18 protein-coding genes and 1 pseudogene are annotated in these 22,711 nt (G+C 73.4%); 10 read left to right on the top strand and 9 right to left on the bottom strand.

Going from position 1 to position 22,711, the window contains the following annotated elements:
• Nucleotides 1-5 precede the first annotated feature (5 nt).
• Nucleotides 6-1,634 (top strand): amidohydrolase, encoded by a 1,629-nt coding sequence (locus ABZ906_RS38280; protein WP_361390638.1) that lies wholly within the window; start codon nucleotides 6-8, stop codon nucleotides 1,632-1,634.
• Here ABZ906_RS38280 and ABZ906_RS38275 read toward each other — a convergent pair.
• The gene (locus tag ABZ906_RS38275) at nucleotides 1,609-2,337 is read right to left on the bottom strand and encodes a 4'-phosphopantetheinyl transferase superfamily protein (protein ID WP_361390636.1); all 729 of its coding nucleotides are present in this window, start codon (nucleotides 2,335-2,337) and stop codon (nucleotides 1,609-1,611) included. The two genes, ABZ906_RS38280 and ABZ906_RS38275, sit on opposite strands and share 26 nt — an antisense overlap.
• Before the next feature lie 52 nt (nucleotides 2,338-2,389).
• Between ABZ906_RS38275 and ABZ906_RS38270 the strand changes: the two genes are divergently transcribed.
• From ABZ906_RS38270 to ABZ906_RS38260, 3 genes are all read left to right on the top strand, one after another.
• The gene (locus tag ABZ906_RS38270) at nucleotides 2,390-3,016 is read left to right on the top strand and encodes a YigZ family protein (protein WP_361390634.1); all 627 of its coding nucleotides are present in this window, start codon (nucleotides 2,390-2,392) and stop codon (nucleotides 3,014-3,016) included.
• A gap of 160 nt (nucleotides 3,017-3,176) precedes the next feature.
• Entirely contained in the window at nucleotides 3,177-4,340 is a 1,164-nt protein-coding gene (locus ABZ906_RS38265) for an exonuclease SbcCD subunit D (RefSeq protein WP_361390632.1), read from the top strand.
• Entirely contained in the window at nucleotides 4,337-7,411 is a 3,075-nt protein-coding gene (locus tag ABZ906_RS38260) for an SMC family ATPase (protein WP_361390630.1), read from the top strand. Before ABZ906_RS38265 ends, ABZ906_RS38260 begins: the two co-directional genes overlap by 4 nt.
• 13 nt (nucleotides 7,412-7,424) lie before the next feature.
• Here the strand turns inward: ABZ906_RS38260 and ABZ906_RS38255 are convergent, their stop codons facing one another.
• Complete coding sequence (locus ABZ906_RS38255; RefSeq protein WP_361195491.1) at nucleotides 7,425-7,871, bottom strand: Lrp/AsnC family transcriptional regulator; 447 nt, start codon at nucleotides 7,869-7,871, stop codon at nucleotides 7,425-7,427.
• A gap of 94 nt (nucleotides 7,872-7,965) precedes the next feature.
• Between ABZ906_RS38255 and ABZ906_RS38250 the strand changes: the two genes are divergently transcribed.
• Nucleotides 7,966-8,505 carry a rhodanese-like domain-containing protein gene (locus ABZ906_RS38250; protein WP_361390628.1) on the top strand — a complete coding sequence of 180 codons (540 nt, stop codon included), beginning with the start codon at nucleotides 7,966-7,968 and terminating at the stop codon, nucleotides 8,503-8,505.
• 105 nt (nucleotides 8,506-8,610) lie between these two features.
• Here ABZ906_RS38250 and ABZ906_RS38245 read toward each other — a convergent pair whose 3' ends face one another.
• Together ABZ906_RS38245 and ABZ906_RS38240 are read right to left on the bottom strand one after the other, a co-directional pair.
• Nucleotides 8,611-10,335: a DUF885 domain-containing protein gene (locus tag ABZ906_RS38245; protein WP_361390626.1), complete on the bottom strand. Its 1,725-nt coding sequence runs from the start codon at nucleotides 10,333-10,335 to the stop codon at nucleotides 8,611-8,613.
• Nucleotides 10,336-10,367: 32 nt separating this feature from the next.
• Nucleotides 10,368-10,883 carry an Lrp/AsnC family transcriptional regulator gene (locus ABZ906_RS38240; RefSeq protein ID WP_361195497.1) on the bottom strand — a complete coding sequence of 172 codons (516 nt, stop codon included), beginning with the start codon at nucleotides 10,881-10,883 and terminating at the stop codon, nucleotides 10,368-10,370.
• A 60-nt stretch (nucleotides 10,884-10,943) separates the two neighbouring features.
• Here ABZ906_RS38240 and ABZ906_RS38235 point away from each other — a divergent pair, with 60 nt between their 5' ends.
• Complete coding sequence (locus tag ABZ906_RS38235) at nucleotides 10,944-12,197, top strand: PLP-dependent transferase (RefSeq protein ID WP_361390624.1); 1,254 nt, start codon at nucleotides 10,944-10,946, stop codon at nucleotides 12,195-12,197.
• Here ABZ906_RS38235 and ABZ906_RS38230 read toward each other — a convergent pair.
• Together ABZ906_RS38230 and ABZ906_RS38225 are read right to left on the bottom strand one after the other, a co-directional pair.
• A complete protein-coding gene (locus tag ABZ906_RS38230) occupies nucleotides 12,148-13,620 on the bottom strand; it encodes a GNAT family N-acetyltransferase (RefSeq protein WP_361390622.1) in 1,473 nt (490 codons plus the stop codon). The two genes, ABZ906_RS38235 and ABZ906_RS38230, sit on opposite strands and share 50 nt — an antisense overlap.
• Before the next feature lie 153 nt (nucleotides 13,621-13,773).
• Nucleotides 13,774-15,357 (bottom strand): alkaline phosphatase D family protein, encoded by a 1,584-nt coding sequence (locus ABZ906_RS38225; RefSeq protein WP_361390620.1) that lies wholly within the window; start codon nucleotides 15,355-15,357, stop codon nucleotides 13,774-13,776.
• Between the two features lie 360 nt (nucleotides 15,358-15,717).
• On the opposite strand from ABZ906_RS38225, the gene ABZ906_RS38220 reads away from it, so the two are divergent.
• Complete coding sequence (locus ABZ906_RS38220; protein ID WP_361390618.1) at nucleotides 15,718-16,128, top strand: VOC family protein; 411 nt, start codon at nucleotides 15,718-15,720, stop codon at nucleotides 16,126-16,128.
• On the opposite strand, the gene ABZ906_RS38215 is transcribed toward ABZ906_RS38220, so the two are convergent.
• Nucleotides 16,086-17,534, bottom strand: a complete 1,449-nt coding sequence (locus ABZ906_RS38215) for a PLP-dependent aminotransferase family protein (protein ID WP_361390616.1) — start codon at nucleotides 17,532-17,534, stop codon at nucleotides 16,086-16,088. The genes ABZ906_RS38220 and ABZ906_RS38215 overlap by 43 nt on opposite strands.
• Nucleotides 17,535-17,648: 114 nt before the next feature.
• Between ABZ906_RS38215 and ABZ906_RS38210 the strand changes: the two are divergent.
• Nucleotides 17,649-18,485 (top strand): annotated as a pseudogene (locus ABZ906_RS38210) (EamA family transporter); the annotation flags it as partial.
• A 24-nt stretch (nucleotides 18,486-18,509) separates the two neighbouring features.
• Here the strand turns inward: ABZ906_RS38210 and ABZ906_RS38205 are convergent.
• The gene (locus ABZ906_RS38205; protein WP_361195508.1) at nucleotides 18,510-19,355 is read right to left on the bottom strand and encodes an alpha/beta fold hydrolase; all 846 of its coding nucleotides are present in this window, start codon (nucleotides 19,353-19,355) and stop codon (nucleotides 18,510-18,512) included.
• Nucleotides 19,356-19,562: 207 nt separating this feature from the next.
• Between ABZ906_RS38205 and sigJ the strand changes: the two genes are divergently transcribed.
• Together sigJ and ABZ906_RS38195 are read left to right on the top strand one after the other, a co-directional pair.
• Nucleotides 19,563-20,453, top strand: coding sequence for an RNA polymerase sigma factor SigJ (gene sigJ, locus ABZ906_RS38200; RefSeq protein ID WP_361195666.1), 891 nt, complete (start codon nucleotides 19,563-19,565; stop codon nucleotides 20,451-20,453).
• Nucleotides 20,454-20,717: 264 nt separating this feature from the next.
• Nucleotides 20,718-21,479: a GntR family transcriptional regulator gene (locus tag ABZ906_RS38195; protein ID WP_361390614.1), complete on the top strand. Its 762-nt coding sequence runs from the start codon at nucleotides 20,718-20,720 to the stop codon at nucleotides 21,477-21,479.
• Between the two features lie 39 nt (nucleotides 21,480-21,518).
• Here ABZ906_RS38195 and ABZ906_RS38190 read toward each other — a convergent pair whose 3' ends face one another.
• Complete coding sequence (locus ABZ906_RS38190; protein WP_361195512.1) at nucleotides 21,519-22,676, bottom strand: ROK family transcriptional regulator; 1,158 nt, start codon at nucleotides 22,674-22,676, stop codon at nucleotides 21,519-21,521.
• Between the last annotated feature and the right edge of the window lie 35 nt (nucleotides 22,677-22,711).

Here is a 22,711-nt window from a genome sequence, read left to right as displayed (position 1 = left end):
GCAGGATGGCGGACGGGACGGCGACCAGGGTCTTCCTGGGGCGGGTGCGCACGGGAAGCCCCGCGCACGGAGACACGACGGCACTCGCCGTACGGGGCGGACGCGTCGTCGCGCTGGGGGACGATGCCCGCGCGCTCGCCGAAGCGGCCCAAGAAGTCGTCGAGTTGGGGGACGGGCTGCTCATGCCCGCCTTCGGCGACGGCCACGCCCACCCCCTCTTCGGGGGTCTGGAGAGCTTCGGCCCGCAGATCAAGGACCTCACCTCGGTCGACGCGATCGTCGCGGAAGTCGGACGGTGGGCCGACGCGCACCCCGACGCGGAGTGGATCGTCGGCGCCTCCTACGACCCCGCGCTCGCGCCCGACGGCGAGTTCGACGCCCGGTGGCTCGACGCCGCCGTGGCGGACCGGCCCGTCGTACTGCGGGCCCACGATTACCACACGGTGTGGTGCAACACGCAGGCGCTGCGCCGTGCCGGAGTGCGCGACACGACGCCGGAGCCGCGCCTCGGCTGGATCGTCCGGCGCCCCGACGGCTCGCCCCTGGGCACCCTGCGCGAGTGGCACGCCTGCGACCTGGTGCTCGACCAGGTGCCGGCCCGCGAGGAGGCCGAACTCGTCGAAGCCGTACGCCGCGCGAGCCTGGCGTACGCGCGAGCGGGCATCACCTGGGTGCAGGACGCCTGGGTCGAGCCGGAGATGGCGGAGGCCTATCTCGCGGCGGCCCGGCACGACGCGCTGAGCGTCCGCGTCGACCTGGCCCAGCGCGCCGACCCCGACCGCTGGCGCGAACAGCGGGGGCCCTTCGACGCGATGCGCGCCCGGGTGACCGCCGAGGGCGGCCCGATGCTGTCCGCGCGCACGGTGAAGTACTTCAGCGACGGCGTGATCGAAGGCGGTACGGCCGCCCTGCTCGCCCCCTATACGGACGCGCCGCACAGCTGCGGCATGCCCGTGTGGGAGCCGCGCGCGCTCGCCGAAGCGGTGTGCGCGTTCGACGCCGACGGCTTCGAGACGCACATCCACGCCATCGGCGACGCGGGCGTACGGGCGGCCCTCGACGCGGTGGAGGCCGCGGTCCTCGCCAACCCCGCCAGGGACCGGCGGCCCGTGATCACCCACGTCCAGCTCGTCGACCCGGCGGACCTGCCGCGCTTCGCCGCGCTCGGCGTCATCGCCAACTTCGAGCCCCTGTGGGCGCAGCCCGACCCGCTCCAGACCGAACTGTCGATGCCGCGGATCGGCGGCGAACGCTCCGACCGGCAGTACCCGATGGGAGAACTCGCGCGCGACGGGGTGCGGCTCTCCTTCGGCAGCGACTGGCCCGTCAGCTCGTACGAACCCCTGGAGGGCATCCAGGTCGCGGTCACCCGGCGCACGTTCGACGGAGCCCCCGAGGGCGGCTGGCTCCCGCATCAGCGGCTCACCGTGGAGCAGGCGCTCGCCGCGGCCACCAGCGGAGTCGCCCACCAGGCCGGAGCCGACGACCGCCTCGCCCTGGTGCCCGGTGCGCCCGCCGACCTGGTCCGGCTCTCCGCCGACCCGCGCGCCGTGGACCCGATGGCCGTCCGGCACGTGAGGGTGCTCGGCACCTGGCTCGGCGGAACCCCTACCTACCGGGCGCCGGAGGCGTGAGCGGCAGGACGATGGCGGTGACGGCGATGCCGTCACGTATCAGCCAGGAACCCCCAAAACCCGTCAGCTCGCGCCCCCCGACCGTCGGACCGGGGACGAGCAGATCCGCGGTGAACGTGCCGTCCGGCGCCAGATCCACCCGGGCGTCCTCGAAACCGAGCCAGCGCCCGGTGAGCGGAAACCACGTCTTGTAGACGGACTCCTTGGCGCTGAAGACGAGCCGGTCCCAGGGAACGTCCGGATGCCGGACGCCGAGCTCGGCCAGGGCGGTGCGCTCCGTCTCGTCCGTGACCAGCTTCAGGACATCGGCGTCGGCGAGCGGAGCGGCCGGCTCCGCGTCGATGCCGACGGACGAGACCGCCGAGTCGCGGGCCACGACGGCGGCGCGGTAGCCCGTGCAGTGCGTCATGCTGCCCACGATGCCGTCCGGCCAGCGCGGCGCGCCCTTGGGGCCCGGCAGGATCGGCACGGGTTCCACGCCGAGCCCGGCCAGGGCGGTACGGGCACACTGGCGGACCGTCGCGAACTCGCGGCGCCGCTTGTCCACGGCCCGCGCGACGGCTTCCGACTCCTCGGGGAAGAGGAAGGGATCGGCCGGGTCCTCGCGGGTCTCCACGACCGTCACGGGTTCGGCGGCGAGCAGCGTCCCCAACACGTCCGTGCTCCGGGGGACTTGGCGTACGCGATTCTCGGGTGACGTCACAACGGATCACCGTACCGGGGCCGTGGCCTGCGCGGGGGCCTACTCTGGCGGGATGCACGACGAGTACCGCACAGTGGCCCGCGAGGCCGTGCACGAGACCGAGATCAACCGCTCGCGCTTCCTGTGCGCCCTCGCGCCCGCGGCCACCGAGGAGGAGGCGCAGGACTTCGTCGCCCGCATCCGCAAGGAGCACCCGTCCGCCTCGCACAACTGCTTCGCCTACGTCATCGGGGCCGACGCCGGGGTACAGAAGGCGAGCGACGACGGGGAGCCCGGCGGCACCGCGGGCGTGCCGATGCTCCAGATGCTCCTGCGCCGCGACATGCGCTACGTCGTCGCCGTCGTGACCCGCTACTACGGAGGGGTCAAACTCGGCGCCGGAGGACTGATCAGGGCCTACGGCGGAGCGGTCGGCGAGGCCCTCGACGCCGTGGGCACCCTGACCCGCAGGCGCTTCAGGCTCGCCACCGTCACCGTCGACCACCAGCGCGCGGGTAAGATCCAGAACGATCTGCGGTCGGCGGGGCGCGAGGTGCGCGACGTGCGGTACGGCGACGCGGTGACCATCGAGATCGGCCTGCCCGACGTCGAGGTCGAGGCCTTCACGGCCTGGCTCGCGGACGCCACCGCGGGCAGCGCGGTCTTCGAGCTCGGGGGAGAGGCGTACGGGGACGCCTGACGCCCGGCGGGATGTTCGCCGGTGGCGGACCGGGGTTCGTGAGGGGGCAGGGGCCGGCAGGCGCTAGCGTGGTGGGTGCTGTCCGCGAGGCCCGTACTGGGGCGGTCCTTGTTCCGGGGCACAGGAGGGGTTGAGCGAGCATGCGGGCCGGAGCGGCGTCTTGAGAATTCTGCACACGTCCGACTGGCATCTGGGCCGGTCGTTCCACCGCGTGAACATGCTCGGAGCCCAGGCGCAGTTCATCGGTCACCTCGTCGCCACGGCGCGTGAGCGCGAGGCGGACGTCGTGGTCGTCTCCGGTGACGTGTACGACAGGGCAGTGCCGCCGCTCGCCGCCGTCGAGCTGTTCGACGACGCGCTGCACCGGCTCGCGGACCTCGGCATCCCGACGGTGATGATCTCCGGCAACCACGACTCGGCGCGCCGCCTCGGTGTCGGCGCCGGGCTCATCGGCCGCGCGGGCATCCACCTGCGCACCGCGCCCGCCGCCTGCGGGGAGCCCGTGATCCTGGCCGACGACCACGGAGACGTGGCGTTCTACGGCCTGCCCTACCTCGAACCGGCGCTGGTCAAGGACGAGCTCGGGGTCAAGCGCGCGGGTCACGAGGCGGTGCTCGGGGCCGCCATGGAGCGGGTGCGCGCCGACCTGGCCGCACGGCCGCCCGGCACGCGTTCCGTCGTCCTCGCCCATGCCTTCGTCACCGGCGGCGAGGCCAGCGACAGCGAGCGGGACATCACCGTCGGCGGGGTGGCCGCCGTGCCCTCGGGTGTCTTCGACGGCGTCCACTACGTGGCGCTCGGACACCTGCACGGCAGCCAGGCCATCAGCGAGCGCGTGCGCTACTCCGGCTCCCCGCTGCCGTACTCGTTCTCCGAGTCAGCGCACCGCAAGAGCATGTGGCTCCTCGACCTCGGCCCGGCGGGGGAGATCGCCGCCGAGCGGATCGACTGCCCGGTGCCCCGCCCGCTCGCCCGCGTCAGGGGAGACATCGAGACGCTGCTCGCCGACCCGGACCTCGCCGCCCACGAGGACTCCTGGGTCGAGGCGACGCTCACCGACCCGGTGCGCCCCGACGACCCCATGGCCCGCCTCTGCGAGCGCTTCCCGCACACCCTCAGCCTCGTCTTCGACCCGGAACGCGCCCCCGAGGACCCGGACGTCTCGTACGCCCGGCGTCTGGAGGGCCGCACCGACCAGCAGATCGCGGAGGACTTCGTGACCCATGTGCGGGGCGCGGGACCCGACGAGCGGGAACAGGCCGTGCTGCGGGCGGCGTTCGACACCGTCCGCACCGACGAGACGCTGCGCGAGGTGGCCCGATGAGGCTGCACCGGCTCCGGATCACCGCGTTCGGCCCCTTCGGCACCACCCAGGACATCGACTTCGACGACCTCTCCGCCGCCGGGCTCTTCCTGCTGCACGGACCGACGGGCGCGGGCAAGACCTCCGTCCTGGACGCCGTCTGCTACGGCCTGTACGGCTCGGTGCCGGGCCCCCGGCAGGGCAGCGGCCAGGGTGTGACGCTGCGCAGCGACCACGCGGAGTCCGCCACGCGGACCGAGGTGTGCCTCGAACTCACCGTCGCCGGACGCCGGTTGGAGGTCACCCGGCAGCCGCCCTGGGAGCGCCCCAAGAAGCGCGGCACCGGCACCACCACGGAGAAGGCACAGAGCTGGCTGCGCGAGTACGAGGCCGGGGAAGCCGGGCAGCCCGGCGCGTGGAAGGACCTCAGCCGCTCCCACCAGGAGGTCGGCGAGGAGATCACGCAGCTGCTCGGCATGAGCAAGGAACAGTTCTGCCAGGTGGTGCTTCTGCCGCAGGGCGACTTCGCGCGCTTCCTGCGGGCCGACGCCGAGGCCCGCGGCAAACTGCTCGGGCGGCTCTTCGACACGCGCAGGTTCGCCGCCGTCGAGCAGCGGCTCGCCGAGCAGCGGCGCGAGGCCGAGGGCGCCGTACGGGAAGGCGACGGGGAGCTCCTCGCCGACGCGCACCGGATGCAGCAGGCCGCCGGGGACACGCTCGACGGCGCCCGGTCGCCGCTGCCGGATCTCTCGCCCGGCGATCCGGGGCTCGCCGACGCCGTCCTTGCCTGGGCCGCCGTCGCCCGCACCAGCGCCCGCGAACGCCATGCGATCGCCGGGTGCGCGCTCGACGCCGCCGAGTCCGTGCAGGCCGCCGCCGGGCGCCGGCTCGACGGCGTACGCGAACTCGACGGGTTGCAGCGGCGGTACGCCCTGGCGCGGGAGCGGGCCGGGCGGCTCCAGGAGCGCGCGGGCGAGCACCGGGAGCGGCAGACCCGGATGGAGCGGGCCCGCAAGGCCGAGACGGTCGCCCCCGCTCTCGGTCTGCGCCGGGCCACCGAGGAGGAGCACCGCCGCGCGAGCGACGAGGAGGCACGCGCGCGCGGACACCTGCCCGCCACGTTCGCGGACTCCGGCTCCTCGGGCCTCGCCGCCGCCGCGCGCAAGGCCGCCGAAGAGCTCGGCGGCCTCGAATCCGCCCGACGCGCCGAACAACGCCTGGCCGAACTCCGCACGGAGCGCGCCTCCCTGGAGCGCGAGGAGCGCGCCGACGACGAACAGCTGCGCGAGGCCGCGGGCTGGCTCGACGGCTGGGCGGCGAGCAAGGCCGCGCTCCAGGAGCGCGTCGATGCCGCCCAGGAGGCGGCCACGCGCGCGGAGCACCTCGCGGGCCGACTGGAACCCGCACAGAGCAGGCTGGACGCGGCGCACCGCCGCGACGGCCTCGCCCGGGAGGCCGCGACCGCGTACGAAAGCACGCTCACGGCCCGCGAGAGCAGCACCGCGGCCCACGAACACTGGCTGACCCTGAAGGAACAGCGCCTGACCGGCATCGCGGCGGAGCTGGCCGCGAGCCTGGCCGACGGCGCGCCCTGCGCGGTCTGCGGCGCCACCGAACACCCCGCGCCCGCTCCGAAGGACGCCGGTCACGTCGACCGCGCCACGGAGGAGTCGGCGCTCGCCGCCTATCGGCAGGCCGAAGAGCGGCGCACGCGGGACGAGCGGCATCTCGGCGAGGTGCGCGAGGCGCTTGCCGCGGCCCGGGCGGCCGCGCTGGGGTCGTCCGGCGGTGACTCCGCCGACGAGGAACCGGCGGACTCCGCGGAGGGGCCGTCCGTCGAGCGACTCGCCGCGACGGTCGAGAAGCTGAGGGTCGAACACGCCGAGGCCCGCGGCAGCGCATCCGCTCTGCACGCCGCCCGCGAAGCCCTCGCGCACGCCGAGCGCGAGCACGACCGCAGGGTCGCCGTGCAGCAGGAAGCCGCCGTACGAGCCGCGTCGCGTACCACCCTGCGGGACTCCCTCGACCGCGAACAGACGGCCCTGGAAGAGGAGTTGACCCGCGCGCGCGGAGCCAGCGGCAGTGTCGCGGCCCGCGCCTCCCAGCTGGAGCGGCAGGCCGCGCTCCTGACCGACGCGGCGGAGGCCGCACGCGTCGCCGACGACACCGCCCAGCGGCTCAAGGACGCCGACGCGCGACTCGCCGACGCCGCCTTCCGCGCCGGGTTCGACACGCCCGGGGACGCGGCCGAAGCCCTGCTCGACGATGCCCGCCACCGCGAACTCCAGCACCGTATCGACGAGTGGGTGGGCGAAGAGGCCGCCGTGCGCTCCCTGCTCGCCGAGCCGGACGCCGCCGCGGCGGCCGAGCAGCCCCCGGCCGACCTCCGGGCCGCACAGGAAGCCGCCGAGCACGCCGACAGGCGCACCCGCGCGGCCGCCTCCGCGCTCGACGCGGCCTCCCGGTGCTGCGCCGAACTCGACCGGCTCTCCGAGCGGTCGGCCGCCGGAGCCCGGCGGCTCGCGCCGCTGCGCGCCGAGTACGACCGCGTGGCGCGTCTCGCGGGCCTCGCAGCGGGCACGTCGGCGGACAACGAACGCAAGATGCGCCTGGAGTCCTACGTCCTTGCCGCCCGACTCGAACAGGTCGCGGCTGCGGCGACCGCACGGCTGCGGCGCATGTCGTCGGGCCGCTACACCCTCGTCCACTCCGACGACCGCACCGGGCGCGGGCGTTCGGGCCTCGGCCTGCACGTGGTCGACGCGTGGACGGGCCGCGAGCGCGACACCTCCACGCTCTCGGGCGGCGAGACCTTCTTCGCCTCGCTCGCTCTCGCGCTCGGCCTCGCCGACGTCGTCACGGACGAGGCGGGCGGCGTACGGCTCGACACGCTCTTCATCGACGAGGGCTTCGGCAGCCTCGACGACCAGACCCTGGACGAGGTCCTCGACGTCCTGGACTCGCTGCGTGAGCGGGACCGCAGCGTCGGCATCGTGAGCCACGTCGCCGACCTGCGACGCCGCGTCCACGCACAGCTGTGGGTCGAGAAGGGGCGTGCGGGATCGGTCGTACGCCGCCGGGGCGGGGTGTGAGGGGCGGCCGGGGTCAGTGGCCCAGCGGGCGCCTCGGCAGGGGAGAGGAGTAGACGATGCTCGTGGTCACCGAACCCAGTGCGCCGATCTTCCCGGCGACCTCCTCCAGGTGACTCATCGAGCGCGCCGCGACCTTGATCACGAAGCAGTCGTCACCGGTGACGTGATGCGCTTCGAGTATCTCGGGCGTCGCCTCCACCAAGTCGTGAAAAGGCTTGTAATTGCCGTTCGGATAGCGAAGCCGCACGAACGCCAGGATGGGCAGGCCGAGGCGCTCCGGGTCGACCACGGCCGCGTACCCCTGGATCACGCCCGCCTCCTCGAGACGGCGGACCCGTTCGGTGACGGCGCTCGGGGACATGGAGACGGCGCGCGCCAGTTCGGCGTAGCTGGCGCGGCCCTCGCGCTGGAGGACATCGAGGATGCGCCAGTCGGTGGCGTCCGTGGAATAACCGGTCATGCCTGAGAGGTAACAGGGGAATCCCCGGCCGATCAAGGGGTAGGCCGGTGATCGGCTCTTCTGGGGCGGCGTCTTCGCCCGTAGATTTCTGGCCATGAGCACAGCGACGAACACAGAGCCGACGACCGCCACGAGCACGGTGGCCGGTACCGCGGCGGCGACCGCGACCGCCCCGAACTCCGTCCTGCGGGTCGCGCCCGCCGCCCCGGTTGCCGCCGCCGCGTACTTCGGCGCGAGCCTCGCCTTCCACGCCGACGTGTCCGACGTCGCGTCCGCGCTCGCCGCAGGCGGCGACCCCGGCTTTGTCGTGCTCGACTCCCGCTCGACGGAGAGCTGGGACCAGGGGCACGTCCCCGGCGCGATCCACCTGCCCACCGCGCTCATCCCCGCGCAGGCCGAGCAGCTCCTCGACAAGTCCGTCCCCGTCGTCACCTACTGCTGGGGCCCCGGCTGCAACGGCGCGACCCGCGCCGCCCTCGCCCTCGCCCAGCTGGGCTTCCAGGTCAAGGAGATGCTGGGCGGCTTCGAGTACTGGGCCCGCGAGGGCTTCGCGTTCGAGACCTGGAAGGGCGGCGAGCGCCGCGCCCCCGACCCGCTGACGGCGCCGCTGGACGCGGACGACTGCGGCTGCTGAAGCCGGGACGGCGGGCGGGTTCGCGGGAGACGAGCGGGGTCCAGGGGAGACGGGCGGGTCCCGCGGGGTGGTGCGGGCCCGCCCCGTTCCCGACGCCCTCAGCCCTCAGAGTGCCGACAACTCGTCCACCAGGTCGTCGAGGCCCAGCGACCCTTGCGACAACGCGGCCATGTGCCACGCCTTCGCGTCGAACGCGTCCCCCCGGCGCCGCCGCGCGTTCTCGCGCCCGAGCAGCCAGGCCCGCTCGCCCAGCTTGTAGCCGATCGCCTGCCCCGGGATGGAGAGGTAGCGGGTCATCTCGCTCGCCACGTACTCCGTGGGACGGCTGCAGTGCGCGTCGTAGAACTCCTGCGCCAGGTCAGGGGTCCAGCGCTCGCCCGGCCGGAAGGGCGAGTCCGCCGGGATCTCCAGCTCCAGGTGCATGCCGATGTCGACGATGACGCGCAGCGCCCGCATCATCTGCGCGTCCAGATAGCCCAGCCTGCGCTCCGCGTCCGTGAGGTAACCGAGCTCGTCCATGAGCCGCTCCGCGTACAGAGCCCAGCCCTCCGCGTTGGCGCTGACGATGCCGATGGTCGCCTGGTAGCGGGAGAGGTTCTCCGCGACGTGCGCCCACTGCGCCAGCTGGAGGTGATGTCCCGGCACGCCCTCGTGGTACCAGGTCGAGACCAGGTCGTACACGGGAAAGCGGGTCTCGCCCATCGTCGGCAGCCACGTCCGGCCGGGGCGCGAGAAGTCCTCCGAGGGGCCCGTGTAATAGGGGGCCGCCGCGCCGCCCGGCGGGGCGATGCGGGACTCCACCTTCCGTACCCGCTCGGCGAGTTCGAAGTGGGTGCCGTCCAGGGCCCCGATCGCCTCGTCCATCAGCTCCTGGAGCCACACCCGCACCTCCTCCACGCCCTCGATGTGCGTGCCGTGCTCGTCGAGGTGGGCGAGCGCCACCCACGGCGTGGCCGCGCCGGGCAGGATCTTCTCGGCCTCGGCGCGCATCTCGCCGAGCAGCCGGTGGAATTCGGACCAGCCGTACGCGTACGCCTCGTCGAGGTCCAGATCGGCGCCGTTGAAGTAGCGGGACCAGCGGGCGTAGCGCTCGCGGCCCACCGTGTCGGGAGCGCCCTCGATCGCGGGCGCGTACACGTCCCGCATCCAGTCGCGCAGCGCCACGACCGACGCGGTGGCCGCGCGCGCGGCGGCGTCCAGGTCGGCGCGCAGGGAGTCAGGGCCCTGTGAGGCGAACTCCTCGAACCAGCCGCGGCCCTCGCCGTCGCCCGGCCCCGCCCACTCGCCGAGCTGCTCTATGAAGGTGGCCGTCGGGCGGGGCGGCGCGAACAGCTTGCGTTCCAGGCCGAGTTCGAGCGAGGCACGATATCCCTCGTACGCGGCCGGTACGGCCCGCAGCCGCTCGGCGATCGCCGCCCAGTCCTCGTCCGTCTCCGTCGGCGTCACGGTGAAGATCTCGCGCACCGCGTGCGGAATCGTGTGCAGATTGCCGACCGCGCGCAGCCCCTCGTCGGCCTCGTGCACGGCGAGTTCGGCGGTCAGCCGCTCGCGCAGGAGCCGCCCGCACCGGCGCTCGGCGTCACTGTCGGCACCCGGCCGGCGCTCCGCGTCGGCGAGCCGGGCGAGCGTCGTGCGGGCCAGCTCCGCGACGGCTTCCTGGCCCGCCGGAGAGGTGTCGGGAAGCTTGCTGTGGCTCGCCCTGACGCCGAGAAACGTACCGTTGATGGGATCGAGGGCGATGAGTTCGTCGACATACGCGTCGGCGACCTGGCGAGGCAGCGGCCCGCCGCTCTCGCTCGTGTTCGGACTCGGGATCTTCGTGTCTGACATGCGGACATACTCGTATGCGAAACGCCCCCGCGTCAGCAGGATTGGCCGGAGCTCTCCCCCGGGTCGTCGACCCCCGGGCCCGGCGGCAGGAGCGGTCCGCACTCCCACTGCTGGAAGATCAACCGCGTCTCCACGCGTGCCACTTCGCGCCGCGCGGTGAACTCGTCGAGGACGAGCCGCTGGAGGTCCGCCGTGTCGGCCACCGCCACATGCACCAGATAGTCGTCGGGCCCGGCGAGATGGAACACCGACCGGGACTCCGGCAGCGCCCTGATCCGATCCACGAACGGCCCGACCAGTTCCCGCCGGTGCGGGCGCACCTGCACGGAGAGCAGCGCCTCCAGGCCGCGCCCGAGCTTCGCCGGATCGAGCCGCAGCTGATGCCCGAGGATCACACCGGAGCGGCGAAGCCGGGAGATCCGGTCCAGACAGGTCGACGGCGCGACGCCGACCTGGGCCGCGAGATCGCGGTAGGTGATCCGGGCATCGTTCTGCAGCAGCCGCAGTATTCGCAGATCCACCGGGTCGAGTACGACAGATTCAGCCACTCGCCGAACGTAGCACGGGGTTCAACCACCTGACACCGGCCTTTGTTCAGGCTGTCCGCCATGGACACGAACACGGAATCCCGCGCCGGATCCGGCCACCCGGCCCCTGCCACGGCACCCGCTCCGCGCGCCCTGGCCACCGAGGCCGTGCACGCCGGACGCGAAGACCTCGCCGGACTCGGCCTGCACGCCGCGCCGATCGACCTGTCCACCACGTACCCCTCGTACGACACCCGCGGCGAGGCGGCACGCATCGACGCCTTCGCCGCGGACGGCGCCCTGGACGACGGGCCGCCCGTCTACGCCCGCCTCGCCAACCCCACCGTCGCGCGCTTCGAGACCGCCCTGGCCCGGCTCGAAGGCACCGAGAGCGCGGTCGCGTTCGCGAGCGGCATGGCGGCCCTGACCGCGGTCCTGCTGGTACGGGGAGCGGCAGGACTGCGTCATGTCGTCGCCGTCCGTCCGCTGTACGGATGCAGCGACCACCTGCTGACCGCGGGGCTGCTCGGCTCCGAGGTGACCTGGGTCGACCCCGCCGGGATCGCCGACGCCATCCGCCCCGACACCGGCCTGGTGCTCGTCGAGTCGCCCGCCAATCCGACCCTCGCCGAACTCGATCTGCGGGCCGTGGCCCACGCCTGCGGCACGGTGCCGCTCCTCGCCGACAACACCTTCGCGACGCCCGTGCTGCAGCGGCCGGCCGAGAGCGGGGCACGGCTCGTGCTGCACAGCGCCACCAAATACCTGGGCGGTCACGGCGACGTGCTCGGCGGAGTGGTCGCGTGCGACGAGGAGTTCGCCCGGCAGCTGCGGCAGGTCCGCTTCGCCACCGGCGGTGTGCTGCATCCGCTCGCCGGATACCTGCTCCTGCGGGGCCTTTCCACCCTGCCGGTGCGGGTGCGTGCCGCCTCCGCGAACGCGGCGGAGCTCGCGCGGCGCCTGGCGGCGGACCCGCGCGTGCGCCGCGTGCACTATCCGCGGCTCGGCGGCGCCATGGTCGCCTTCGAGGTGTGCGGCGATCCGCACGCGGTGACCGCCGGGGTGCGGCTGATCACCCCGGCGGTCAGCCTCGGCAGCGTCGACACGCTCATCCAGCATCCGGCGTCCATCAGCCACCGGGTGGTGGACGCGGCGGACCGGCACTCCTCGGGCGTGAGCGACAGCCTGCTGCGGCTCTCGGCCGGGCTCGAGGACGTCGAGGACCTGTGGCAGGACCTCGACCAGGCCCTCGGACCCGTCCCGGCCGCTTCGGCCTCGGCTCCCGCTAGTGCGTGCGCTCCTGCTGCGAGGGGTCGTACGGCAGGCGTGAGCTGACCGGCGTCGCTTCCAGGCGTGCGGTGATGACCAGGGTGCCCTCCTCGATCTGGTAGTCGAGGGGGAGACCCAGGCCGCGCATCGCGGCGACCATGCCCGTGTTGGACGCCTGCGTCACCGCGTACGCGCTCTCGCAGCCCGCCTCGACCGCCATCGTCACCAGACGGCCGAGCAGTTCGCTGCCGATGCCGCGGCGCTGCCAGTCGTCCTCGACGAGCAGGGCGATCTCGGTCTCGTCGCCGTCCCAGAGCAGATGGCCGAGACCGACGATGCGCCCGGAGGCGGTCTGCACCGCGAGGGTGCGGCCGAATCGCGGGCTGAGCAGGTGGTTCAGATAGCGGTCGGCGTCCCGCACGGGACCGTGGTAGCGCATGGAGAGCGTGCGCTGCGAGCAGCGCTCGTGCATGGCCTTGGCCGCCTCGACGTCCGCGGTGTCGGCCCGCCGCACGGTGATGGCGCTGCCTTCGGCGAGCGTCAGGACGTCCTGGTTGTGCGGGATGCGCGGGCCGAGCCGGGTGTCGAGCTCGACCAGGGCACGCGCCCTGGCGAACTCGGTGGGCGTGAACGGCAGGTACGGCCGCTCCACGGTGATCACTTCGCCTTCCGGCGCCTGCAGCCGCAACACCGTCCCTTCCCCTTCGAGTGCGCCCTCGACGGGCTGTTCCGCCTGTGGTCCTGACGATCCCTGTGTCTTCGCGGGCAGGGACCGGATGGTGCAGCGGCCCAGCAACTGCCGCAGGGCGAGCGGGAGTTCGGCGGCGTCCAGGGCGGTGCGGGTGGCCAGGCCCAGGATGCGGGTGGGGGCGTCCACCAGGTCGTGGGCGTCCGCCCGCTCGATCCAGGTGCCCGAGCCGCCCGCGTACGAGACGCCGCGGGTGATCTCGGCCGCGGGCAGGTCGGCGGGCGCGCGCAGCAGGAACTCGTCGACGGTGCCTTCGGCCAGCGGGTGCGCCTGGAGGCTCAGGATGTCGACCCTGCCGTGCGCGAGGGCCGTGCACAGGGCGGCGAGCGAGCCGGGCTCGTCCCGCACCGTGGTGCGCATCCGCCACAGCGTCGTCGCCCCCGCGGACGACTCCGCCGCGGCGGCTCCGGCCTGCTCCATGGCCGTCACGGGGCCTGCCGGCTGCTGGTCCAGGTGGTCCCGGTGGTCCTGCCGCCCGGCGGTGTGCGGCCGGGCGCCGGTATCGTCCGTAGCCGGGGGTGCGTGGTTGTGGCGGCGTGCCCACCATGTGTGGAACCCGACCGTGGCGAGCAGCGCCACGGCCGAGATCACGAGCAGGGCGGGACCGTCGGGCCCGTGCCCGATCATGTTCGCCACCGCGTCCGCCACGGCCACCGCCGTGAAGAGGGCGGCGAGTTCCACCAGATCCCGCCGCCAGTGGTGGACGGGGCGGCCGTGTTTGGTTCGGTTCACATCAGACATGTCAGCACTCATACAGCCACTGTGGAGGAAGGGTGTTGCGTGATCACGAACGTTCTGTGACTGATGAGTTAAGAGGCCTTCTGCCCGTTTGATTCCTCTTTGCTCGCTCTTGGTGTCCGAACCTGCCTCTTCGTTGTGCGTTCGGGGCCATGATCACCCCTGTCCCACCCGCCCCGGCTGCAGCACCCGGGTGAACAGCACCCCGCCGCCTTCCTGCCGCAGCCGCACGGTGAGCTCGCCGCTGTCGCCGTCGATGTCGATCTCGCCGAAGTACTGCGGGGTCTCCGCCGGTGAGGTGTTGGACCGGTTCGGCGCCTTGATGAAGCGCTGCTCGGGGCCGAACGTCCCGTCGAGCTTGAGCGCCTGGAAGCCGCCCGCGGCCAGCGGACCCGAGACGAACTCCCAGAACGGCGCGAAGTCCTTGAACGCGGCGCGCGAGGGGTCGTAGTGCTGGGCCGACGTGTAGTGCACGTCGGTGGTCAGCCACACCGTCCCGGTGACCTTGCGGTGCTTGATGTGCCGCAGGAGTTCGGCGATCTGCAGTTCGCGGCCGAGCGGCGCGCCCGGGTCGCCCTGCGCGACGGCCTCGAAGTTCGCCGAGCCGTCGGGCACCACGAGGCCGAGCGGCATGTCGGAGGCGATGACCTTCCAGGTGGCACGCGAGCGCGACAGCTCACGCTTGAGCCATTGCAGCTGCCGGGCGCCCAGGATGCCGGTCGTGTCGTCGGTCTGGCGGCCGGGGGAGTTCGCGTTGCGGTAGGAGCGCATGTCCAGGACGAACACGTCGAGGAGCGGTCCGTGCCGCAGCACGCGGTACACCCGTCCGTCCTCGTCGCCCGGCGGGAGCGTCGACACGGGGAAGTACTCGCTGAACGCCCGCAGGGAGCGCCCGGCCAGGACGTCCACGTTCTTCTCCGTGTAGCGGGCGTCGGTCAGGATCTGCCCCGGATACCAGTTGTTCTTCACCTCGTGGTCGTCCCACTGGACGATGGAGGGGACCTGGGCGTTGAAGCGCCGCAGGTTCTCGTCGAGCAGGTTGTAGCGGAAGGCGCCGCGGAACTCCGCGAGCGTCTCGGCGACCTTCGACTTCTCCTCCGTGGTGACGTTGCGCCACACGCTGCCGTCGGGGAGGGTCACGCTGGGCAGGATGGGGCCGTCGGCGTAGATGTTGTCGCCGCTGCACAGGAAGAAGTCCGGGTTCCTGCGGCGCATCTCCTCGAAGATGCGCCAGCCGCCGCGGTCCGGGTTGATGCCCCACCCCTGGCCCGCGATGTCGCCCGACCACAGGAAGCGCACGCCGTCCCTGCGGCCCTTCGGCGACGTACGGAATGTGCCGGTGACCGGCTCTCCGGTGCGCCGGGGGTCGTCGGGGTCGGCCAGAAGCACCCGGTAGTGGATCTGCTCGCCCGCGGGCAGCCCGCGCAGCCGTGTCGTCCCCGTGAAGTCGGTGTCCGGGCCGAGCAGAGGGCCCTTCCAGCGTGTGGGGTTGCGGAAGGACTCGGTGGCGGACGTCTCCACGATCATGCGGGCGGGACGGTCGGATCGCACCCACACCAGGCCCGCGTGCGCCGTCACGTCACCGGCCTGCACGCCCCACTCGGCCCGCGGGCGCCCCGACAGGGCGAGCGCCGGAGCGGCCCCGGAGAGGGACGGCACGGCCAGCGCCGCCGGTACGGCGAGCGAACCGCGCAGCACACTGCGGCGGCGCGGGGACGGGCTCGGTTGGGGGTGGGACATGAATGCGCCTCCAGTGACAGGTCAGACCAGTGTGCAGGGCCACAACTAGCGGTGCGCGGCGGCGCACACGCAAACCACAAGTGAACAACTGCCCAGGGGGTAAAGGGAACCGGTGTGCGAACACCGTGTCGGCGGCGGACCGGCGTGTCCTCTACATCCCCGGTCACCGGCCCGGAGATGTACGTCCGGGGACGCAGGTCCGCAGGCGTAGGGCCCGGCCGCGCGCCCGAGGCCGGACGCCCGATGCGCGCGGATCGCCCGCTGCCTACGCTCGGCGGCACAGGCGCGCGGGCACACCGCCGAGCGCGTCGGCGCATCCTTTCCACGCGCTGCCGGCCACGCACTACCAGGGGGAGTCCCATGCCCGTCAACGGCCAGAGCCACATCCGCATCGCCCGTCCGTCCCGCGACCTCGCCGCGGCCGAGCGCTTCTGGGTGACGGGCCTCGGTCTGGACGTCGTATGGCGCTCGGCGGGCGGCGACGCTCCCGGCGAGCACGACCTGCTCATGGCAGGCTGGCCGGACGCGTCCTGGCATCTCGAACTCGTCCACGAGGCCGACAAGCCGGTCCGGCCCCGCCCCACCGACGAGGACCTGCTCGTCATCTACCTCGACGAGCCCGTCCCCGACGACCTGGTGGCCCGCCTGGAGGCGCACGGCGGCACCCGCGTCCTGTCGCCCAACCCGTACTGGAACGAGTGGGGCGCCACTGTCGAGGACCCGGACGGCTACCGCCTGGTGCTCTGCACGCGCGCGTGGTCCAACTCCTGAGCCGCCCCGGCGACGAGCCGCATCCCCTCGGCGATCCGGGCGGGCGTCAGATGGGCGTAGCCGAGCACGAGGCACACTCCGGGGCCGGACGCCGAGCCGTAGTCGCTCAGCGGCCGCAGCGCGACCCCGGCCGCCGCGGCCCGCCGCAGAAAGGCCTCCTGCGGGCCCCACCGGCCGGGGAGCCGGGCGATGACGTGCAGACCCGCGGCGATGCCGGTCACCTCCGTGCCCGGAAAGTATGTGTCGAGCGCCGCGACCAGCGCGTCCCTGCGCTCGCGGTAGGCACGCTGGCAGCGGCGCAACTGCCGGTCGTAGTCGCCGCGTTCGACGAAGCGCGCGAGCAGCGCCTGGTCGAGTGCCGGATTTCCCAGGTCCATCATGCGCTTGCGGGCGACGACCTCGTCGGTCAGCGACTCCGGTACGAGCAGCCAGCCCAGGCGCAGCCCGGGAGCGAGCGACTTGCTGACCGAGCCCGTGTACGCGACGTGCTCGGGGTCGAGGCCCTGCAGCGCGCCCACCGGGGCGCGGTCGTAGCGGAAGTCCCCGTCGTAGTCGTCCTCGATGATCAGGCCGTCCACGGACCGCGCCCAGTCCAGGAGCCCGGCCCGCCGCCGGGCGGAGTAGCCGATGCCCAGCGGGAACTGATGGGCGGGCGTGGTGACGACCGCGCGCAGACCGTGCTCCCTCAGTACGCCGATGTCCGCCCCCTCGTCGTCGACGGGCACCGGCACCGTGGCCACGCCCGCCGACGCGAACAGTTCGCCGTGCTGCGGGCTTCCGGGGTCTTCGACGCCGACGGTGCGCACCCCGCGCGCGTGGAGCACGAACCCGAGCAGCGCCGTGGCCTGGGCCACTCCGGAGCAGACGACGATCGCCTCCGGGTCGGCGACCACGCCCCGGCGGCGTACGAGCAGTTCGGCGAGGGCCGTACGCAGCCGGGGCAGGCCCCTGGGATCCGGGTAGCCCAGTGCGTGGTGGGGCAGTTCGGCCAGGACACCGCGGTGCGCGGCCGCCCACGCGGCGCGCGGGAACAGGGACAGGTCGGGGGTTCCCGCGATGAAGTCCACGCGCGCGTGGACGGGCCGCGGCGCCAGATCACGTGCGCCCGGAGCGGCTTTCCGTACCGCGCCGCCCACCCAGGTTCCCGCACCCCGGTCGCTGCGCAGATACCCCTCGGCCGTCAACTGCTCGTACGCCTCCGTGACGAGCCCCCGCGAGACACCCAGGTCGGCGGCGAGCGCCCGGCTCGACGGCAGCCGCGTCCCCTGCGCCAACTGCCCGGCCCTGACCGCCTCGCGCAGCGCCGACTGCAGGCTGCGGCCGCGGCTGCGGGCGGGGGCGGACGCGGCGGGCAGCAGCAGCTCCCAGGCCGCGGTTCCGGGCTCCTGCCTCGATCCTGATGTCACCGGGACGCGCCTCCAGTATGTGGCGGATCTACGGGAGCCCGCGGAAAGTGGTCCCCGAACAGGCCCCGGAAGTGGACCTTAAACCGGTCCGCGTCCGTTCCTAACGTCAGGGGCATGAACACGAACCTCACGCGCGGGTCCCTGCTCGCGGCCCTCGCCTGCCTCCTCGTCGGCGGCTCCTTCACCGCCAACAGCCTCCTGGGCGACTACCCGTACGCGGGCGGCCAGTTCCTGCGCTACGGCCTGGCCTGTCTGCTCCTCCTGCCGCTGCTCGGGCGGGGCGGCACGGCGCCGCTCGCCCGCCTCACCCGGCGCCAGTGGGGGCGGCTCGCGGTCCTCGCCGCGGTCGGCATGGTCGGGTTCAACCTGGCGATCCTCGCCGCCGAACGCACCGCGGAACCTGCCGTACCGGGTGTCTTCGTAGGATGCGCCCCGGTCGTCGTGGCGGTCGTCGTGCCGCTCCTCGCGGGGCGGCAGCCGCAACGGGCCGTGATGTACGGGGCTCTGATCGTCGCGGCGGGCGCCTTCACCGTGCAGGGGTGGGGCCGTACGGACGCCGTCGGCATCGTCTTCTCCGTGTGCGCGCTCGCGGGCGAGGTCGGCTTCGCGGTCCTCGCCGTTCCCGTGCTGCGGCCGCTCGGCCCCAAGCTGCTGTCCGCCACGGTGTGCGGGATCGCCGCCGTCGAGTCCGCCCTCATCGGCGTCCTGGCCGACGGCGCGGACTTCCTGCGGATGCCCGGCACCACTGAGGCGGCGGCCCTGCTGTGGCAGGCGGCGATCGTCACCGTCATCGGGTTCGTCTGCTGGTACTCGGGCATCCAGCGCATCGGCGCCGAGCGCGCCACCCTCTTCTCCGGTCTGATTCCCGTGGCGGCGGCCTTCACCGCGCCCTTGGCCGGGACCGGCGCCTACGGCGTCCCGCAGGCCGTGGGGAGCGCGCTCGTCGGCGCCGGGGTGGCGCTCGGCTCCGGCGTGCTACGCGGCCGACGGGCGGCGGCAGGTGTCGAGGACGACGCGCGCGACGAGAGCCGGGTCGTCGTTCATCGGGACGTGCCCGCAGCCGGGAAGGCGCACCAGACGGGCATCGGGAACGGTGTGCTTGGCCCGGATCCCCTGGCGGCGCAGCAGGATGCGGTCGCGGGCGCCCCACGCGACGGTGACCGCGAGTCCGGGCACGTCGTCGCCGAAGAGCACGTCACGCCCGGCGGCCAGGGTCTGCTCGAACCCCTCGGCGTCGCGCAGCGCGAGCGTCTCGGCGACGACGGCCTCGGGTGACCGGCGGCCGGGGTGGGCGTAGATGGTGCTGGTGAGCGCCGCCCGCCCGGCGGCGCTGCGGGAGAGCCGCTCGATCAGCGGCAGCGGAAGCAGCCGCGCCCCGTGCCGCATCGCGAGCAGGGTGTTGAACGCGTAGCGCCGCTCGCCCGGCGTCCAGAAACCGGCGGGGGACAGGGCGGTGACCGAGCGCACGAGCTTCTCGCGGCCCAGTTCCAGGGCGAGCAGACCGCCCAGCGAGTTGCCCGCCACGTGCGGCCGCTCGATCCCCAGGGCCTCGCACAGCGCACCGAGCACGGACACCACCGTGGTGATGTCGTAGGGAAGACCGTCGGGGAGCGCGGCGGACTCCCCGAAGCCCGGCAGATCGACGGCTATCACGTCGTACTCGGCTGCCAGGATGCCGAACACCGGGTCCCACGCCTGGCGGTGGTGGCCGATGCCGTGCAGCAGGAGCAGCGGCTCACCCTCGCCGGCGCGTTCGTACGCGACGGACAGGGTCCGCGGGCCGCCGGGCGATTCGACGCTGAAAGACACCTCTGCGGCCATGACTGCTCCAGTCCCCGCCGCCCGGCGACGGTCCTCAGACACCTTAGACACGTTGTCAGCAACAATTACCGCTCAGTAGCCTCCAGTTCAAGAGGGCGGGCGGGGTGACCGCCGGACGGAGGGGGCGGGGTGACCGCCGGACCGGTGTGGGGCGCGCCGCACCCGCTTCGCCTGGACACCGGGTGGCCCGTCGGCTGGGATGGACGGGTGGCGACCGACACCGTGACCGACGTCTTCGAAGAGCACCGGCCCGTCCTGATGGGCGTGGCCTACCGCATGCTCGGCCGGGTGGCCGACGCGGAGGACGTCGTGCAGGAGTCCTGGCTGCGCTGGTCGGCGGCAGACCAGGCACAAGTGCGCGAACCGCGTGCCTACTTGGTGCGCGTCACCACCCGGCTCGCCATCGACCGGCTGCGCCACGTGCAGTCCCGGCGCGAGTCCTACGTGGGCCCGTGGCTGCCCGAACCGCTGGTCACCGACTACGGCCCCACCGCCCCGGACACCGCCGAGCGGGCCGTGCTCGCCGACTCCGTCTCCATCGCCGTCCTGGTCGTACTGGAATCCCTCTCGCCCCTGGAGCGCGCGGTGTTCGTGCTGCGGGAGGCCTTCGGGTTCCCGTTCTCCGAGATCGCCCTCACGCTGGACCGCGGCGAACCGGCCGTGCGGCAGCTCGCGGCGCGCGCCCGCAAGCACGTCGAGGAGGGAAAGCCGCGTTACACGGTGGATCCGGTCGAGCGCCGTGACCTGACCGAGCGGTTCCTCGCCGCGGCGACCGGCGGCGACCTCGACGGCCTGGTGTCCCTGCTCGCCCCCGACGTACGTCTGGTCGGCGACAGCGGCGGCAAGGCCAGGGCGCCGCTGCGCGTCATCGAGAGCGCCGACAAGGTCGGCCGTTTCCTCGACGGCGCGGCCCGCAAGGGCGTGCCGGGAGGGGCGGAGGTCGAGGCCCGGTTCCTGGAGCTCAACGGCGCCGATTCCGTGCTGATCCTGGTCGACGGCAAGCCGGACTCCGTGTTCCAACTGGACGTCGTCGACGGGCGGATCACCCATGTCTACATCATCCGCAACCCGGACAAGCTGATCGGTTTCGCCTCCTAGAGCGCACTGGACCGCGGGTGAACCGCAGGTCAGACCCCCGTCACCCGAGGCGGGGGTCTTTGTCTTGTTCGCAACGCGCGCGTGGACCGACACCAACAACGCGTGAATGCTCTGTGGCATCGTCCCTGTGCGCGCTGTAACGGATCGAGGATTGGTCTTGACCAAGGGTGGGTGCCGCTCTATCGTCGCCAGGGATAGTGCAGGAACCTTTAATAAACAAGGGCGCTAAAAAGCCGCCGGCACACGGCGATTGCGGAGGACAGGGTGGGGACCACGCAGCTGGAAACGGCTCCGGAGCCGAAGTACTGGCACCTCAAGACCGTGCTCAGCGAGGCACTCGACTCCGAGTTCGGCGTCGGCGAGATCCTGCCCAACGAGCGTGATCTCGCGGCCCGGTTCGGTGTCGCCCGCGCCACGCTGCGCCAGGCACTGGAACAGCTTGAGCTGGAAGGCAGGCTGCAGCGCCGCCGCGGGGTCGGCACGACCGTCGCCCCGCCGCGGGTGGGGGTGGCCGTCGGATCGGCGCAGGGCACCTGGCCGGGCGAGGTCGGCGACGCCTGGCAGCCCGCCGACTGCGCACCGGCGGTTCCGCCCGCCGACGTGGCCCGCATGCTCGAGACCCCCGGCGACGAGCAGGTGCACGTGGTGCGCCGCACCCGCGTCTCGCACGGCCAGCCCGTGGCCGCCGAGCTCCTCTACGTACCGACGTCGTCGGTCGACGAGCTCTCCGCCATCGACGCCCCCTCCGGGCCCTCACGCGCGCGTGGCGTGCTGCGCGAGCTGCACCGCCTCGGCCTCGAAGGACAGGACCGCGCCGTGGAGCTCGGCTCCGCCCGCGCGGACGACGCCAAGGCGCTCGACCGGCTCCCCGGAGCCCCGGTCCTCGTCGTGACGACCCGCTTCTTCGCCGAGGGGCGCACCGCCGCGGTGTCCGTGGCCACGTACCGCGCCGACACCTGCCGCCTCACGTTCGGCGACGAGGGCGGCGTCGAGATCCACCACGGCCCGGAGAGCCGGGCCTCCTGACACCGCCCCTCTAGTTCTTCGTGTGCACGGCGCGTCGCCTCAGCGGCGCGCCGTGACCGTTCCCTCCACCGCGAACAGCTCCTCCTCGACATGGTCGAGGGCCAGGCGCAGCGCGCCCGTCGCGATGGCGGCCTCGCCGAGCATCGACAGGGCCACCCGGGGCGGGCGCAGACAGTAACGGGCCAACTCGCGGCGCAGCGGCTCCAGGACACCGTCGAGACCGGCCGCCCAGCCGCCCACGACGACCAGTTCGGGATCCAGGGCCAGCACCAGCGCCGCCACGTCGTGCACCAGCCGCCGGATGTACCGCTCGACGGCCTGCTGTGCCCGCTCGTCGCCCTCGCGCGCGTCGGCGAACACCTTCGCCACCGCCTGCTCGTCGAGCGGATGCAGGGGCTCGTCCGTGGTCGAGAGCAGCGTCTCCGGGGTCACGTCGCGGCCCAGCAGATGCAGGGCGCCGATCTCCCCGGCGGCGCCGCCGTAGCCGCGGTGCAGCCGGCCGCCGATCAGCGCGCCCGCTCCGGGGCTGAGCCCCGCGAGGACGAACACCACGTCGTCGGACTCGGTCGCCGCGCCCTTCCAGTGCTCGGCGACGGCCGCCGTGTTCGCGTCGTTCTCCACCAGGACCGGGCACTTGAAGGACCTGCGCAGGCGCTCGCCCAGCGGGAGCCCCGTCCACTCCGGCAGCGCGGTGCCGAGCCGGACCGTGCCGTCCGCCTCCACGATGCCGGGGCTGCCGACGCCCACCGCGCGCAGGGAGCTGCGGGCGATCCCGCCCCGGCGCAGCAGGTCCGCGACCGCCGTACGAAGCCGCTCGATGCGCTCGTCCGCCGAAGCCGTCTCGTCCACGTCCCTGGCCGCCGTGCCCAGCACCCGGCCGTCCAGGTCCGACAGGACGGCGGCCACCCGGTGCGGGCCGATCTCCAGGCCGAGCAGATGCCCCGCCTCGGCCCGGAAGCGGAACCTCCGCGCGGGCCGTCCCTGGCGCCTTGCCGCGCCTTCCTCGGCGGCGGTCTCCACCACGAGCCCGGCCTCGATGAGCCCCTCGACCACGCCCTCGACGGTCGGCCTTGAAAGCCCGGTCACCCGGGTGACCTCGGTGAGTGTCGCGAAGTCCGCCGCACGCAGCGCGTGCAGCACCACCGCGGAGTTGATCCGCCGCAGCAGAGAGGGATCCCCGCCGGTCAGCCGCCCCAACGTCCGTCCTCCCAGCTCGTGCGCATGATGGGCGG

The organism is Streptomyces sp. NPDC046925 (genome assembly GCF_040644915.1).
Taxonomy (GTDB): domain Bacteria; phylum Actinomycetota; class Actinomycetes; order Streptomycetales; family Streptomycetaceae; genus Streptomyces.
Note: the sequence above shows the minus strand (reverse complement) of the source record. Positions and strands in the feature narration are given on the sequence as shown.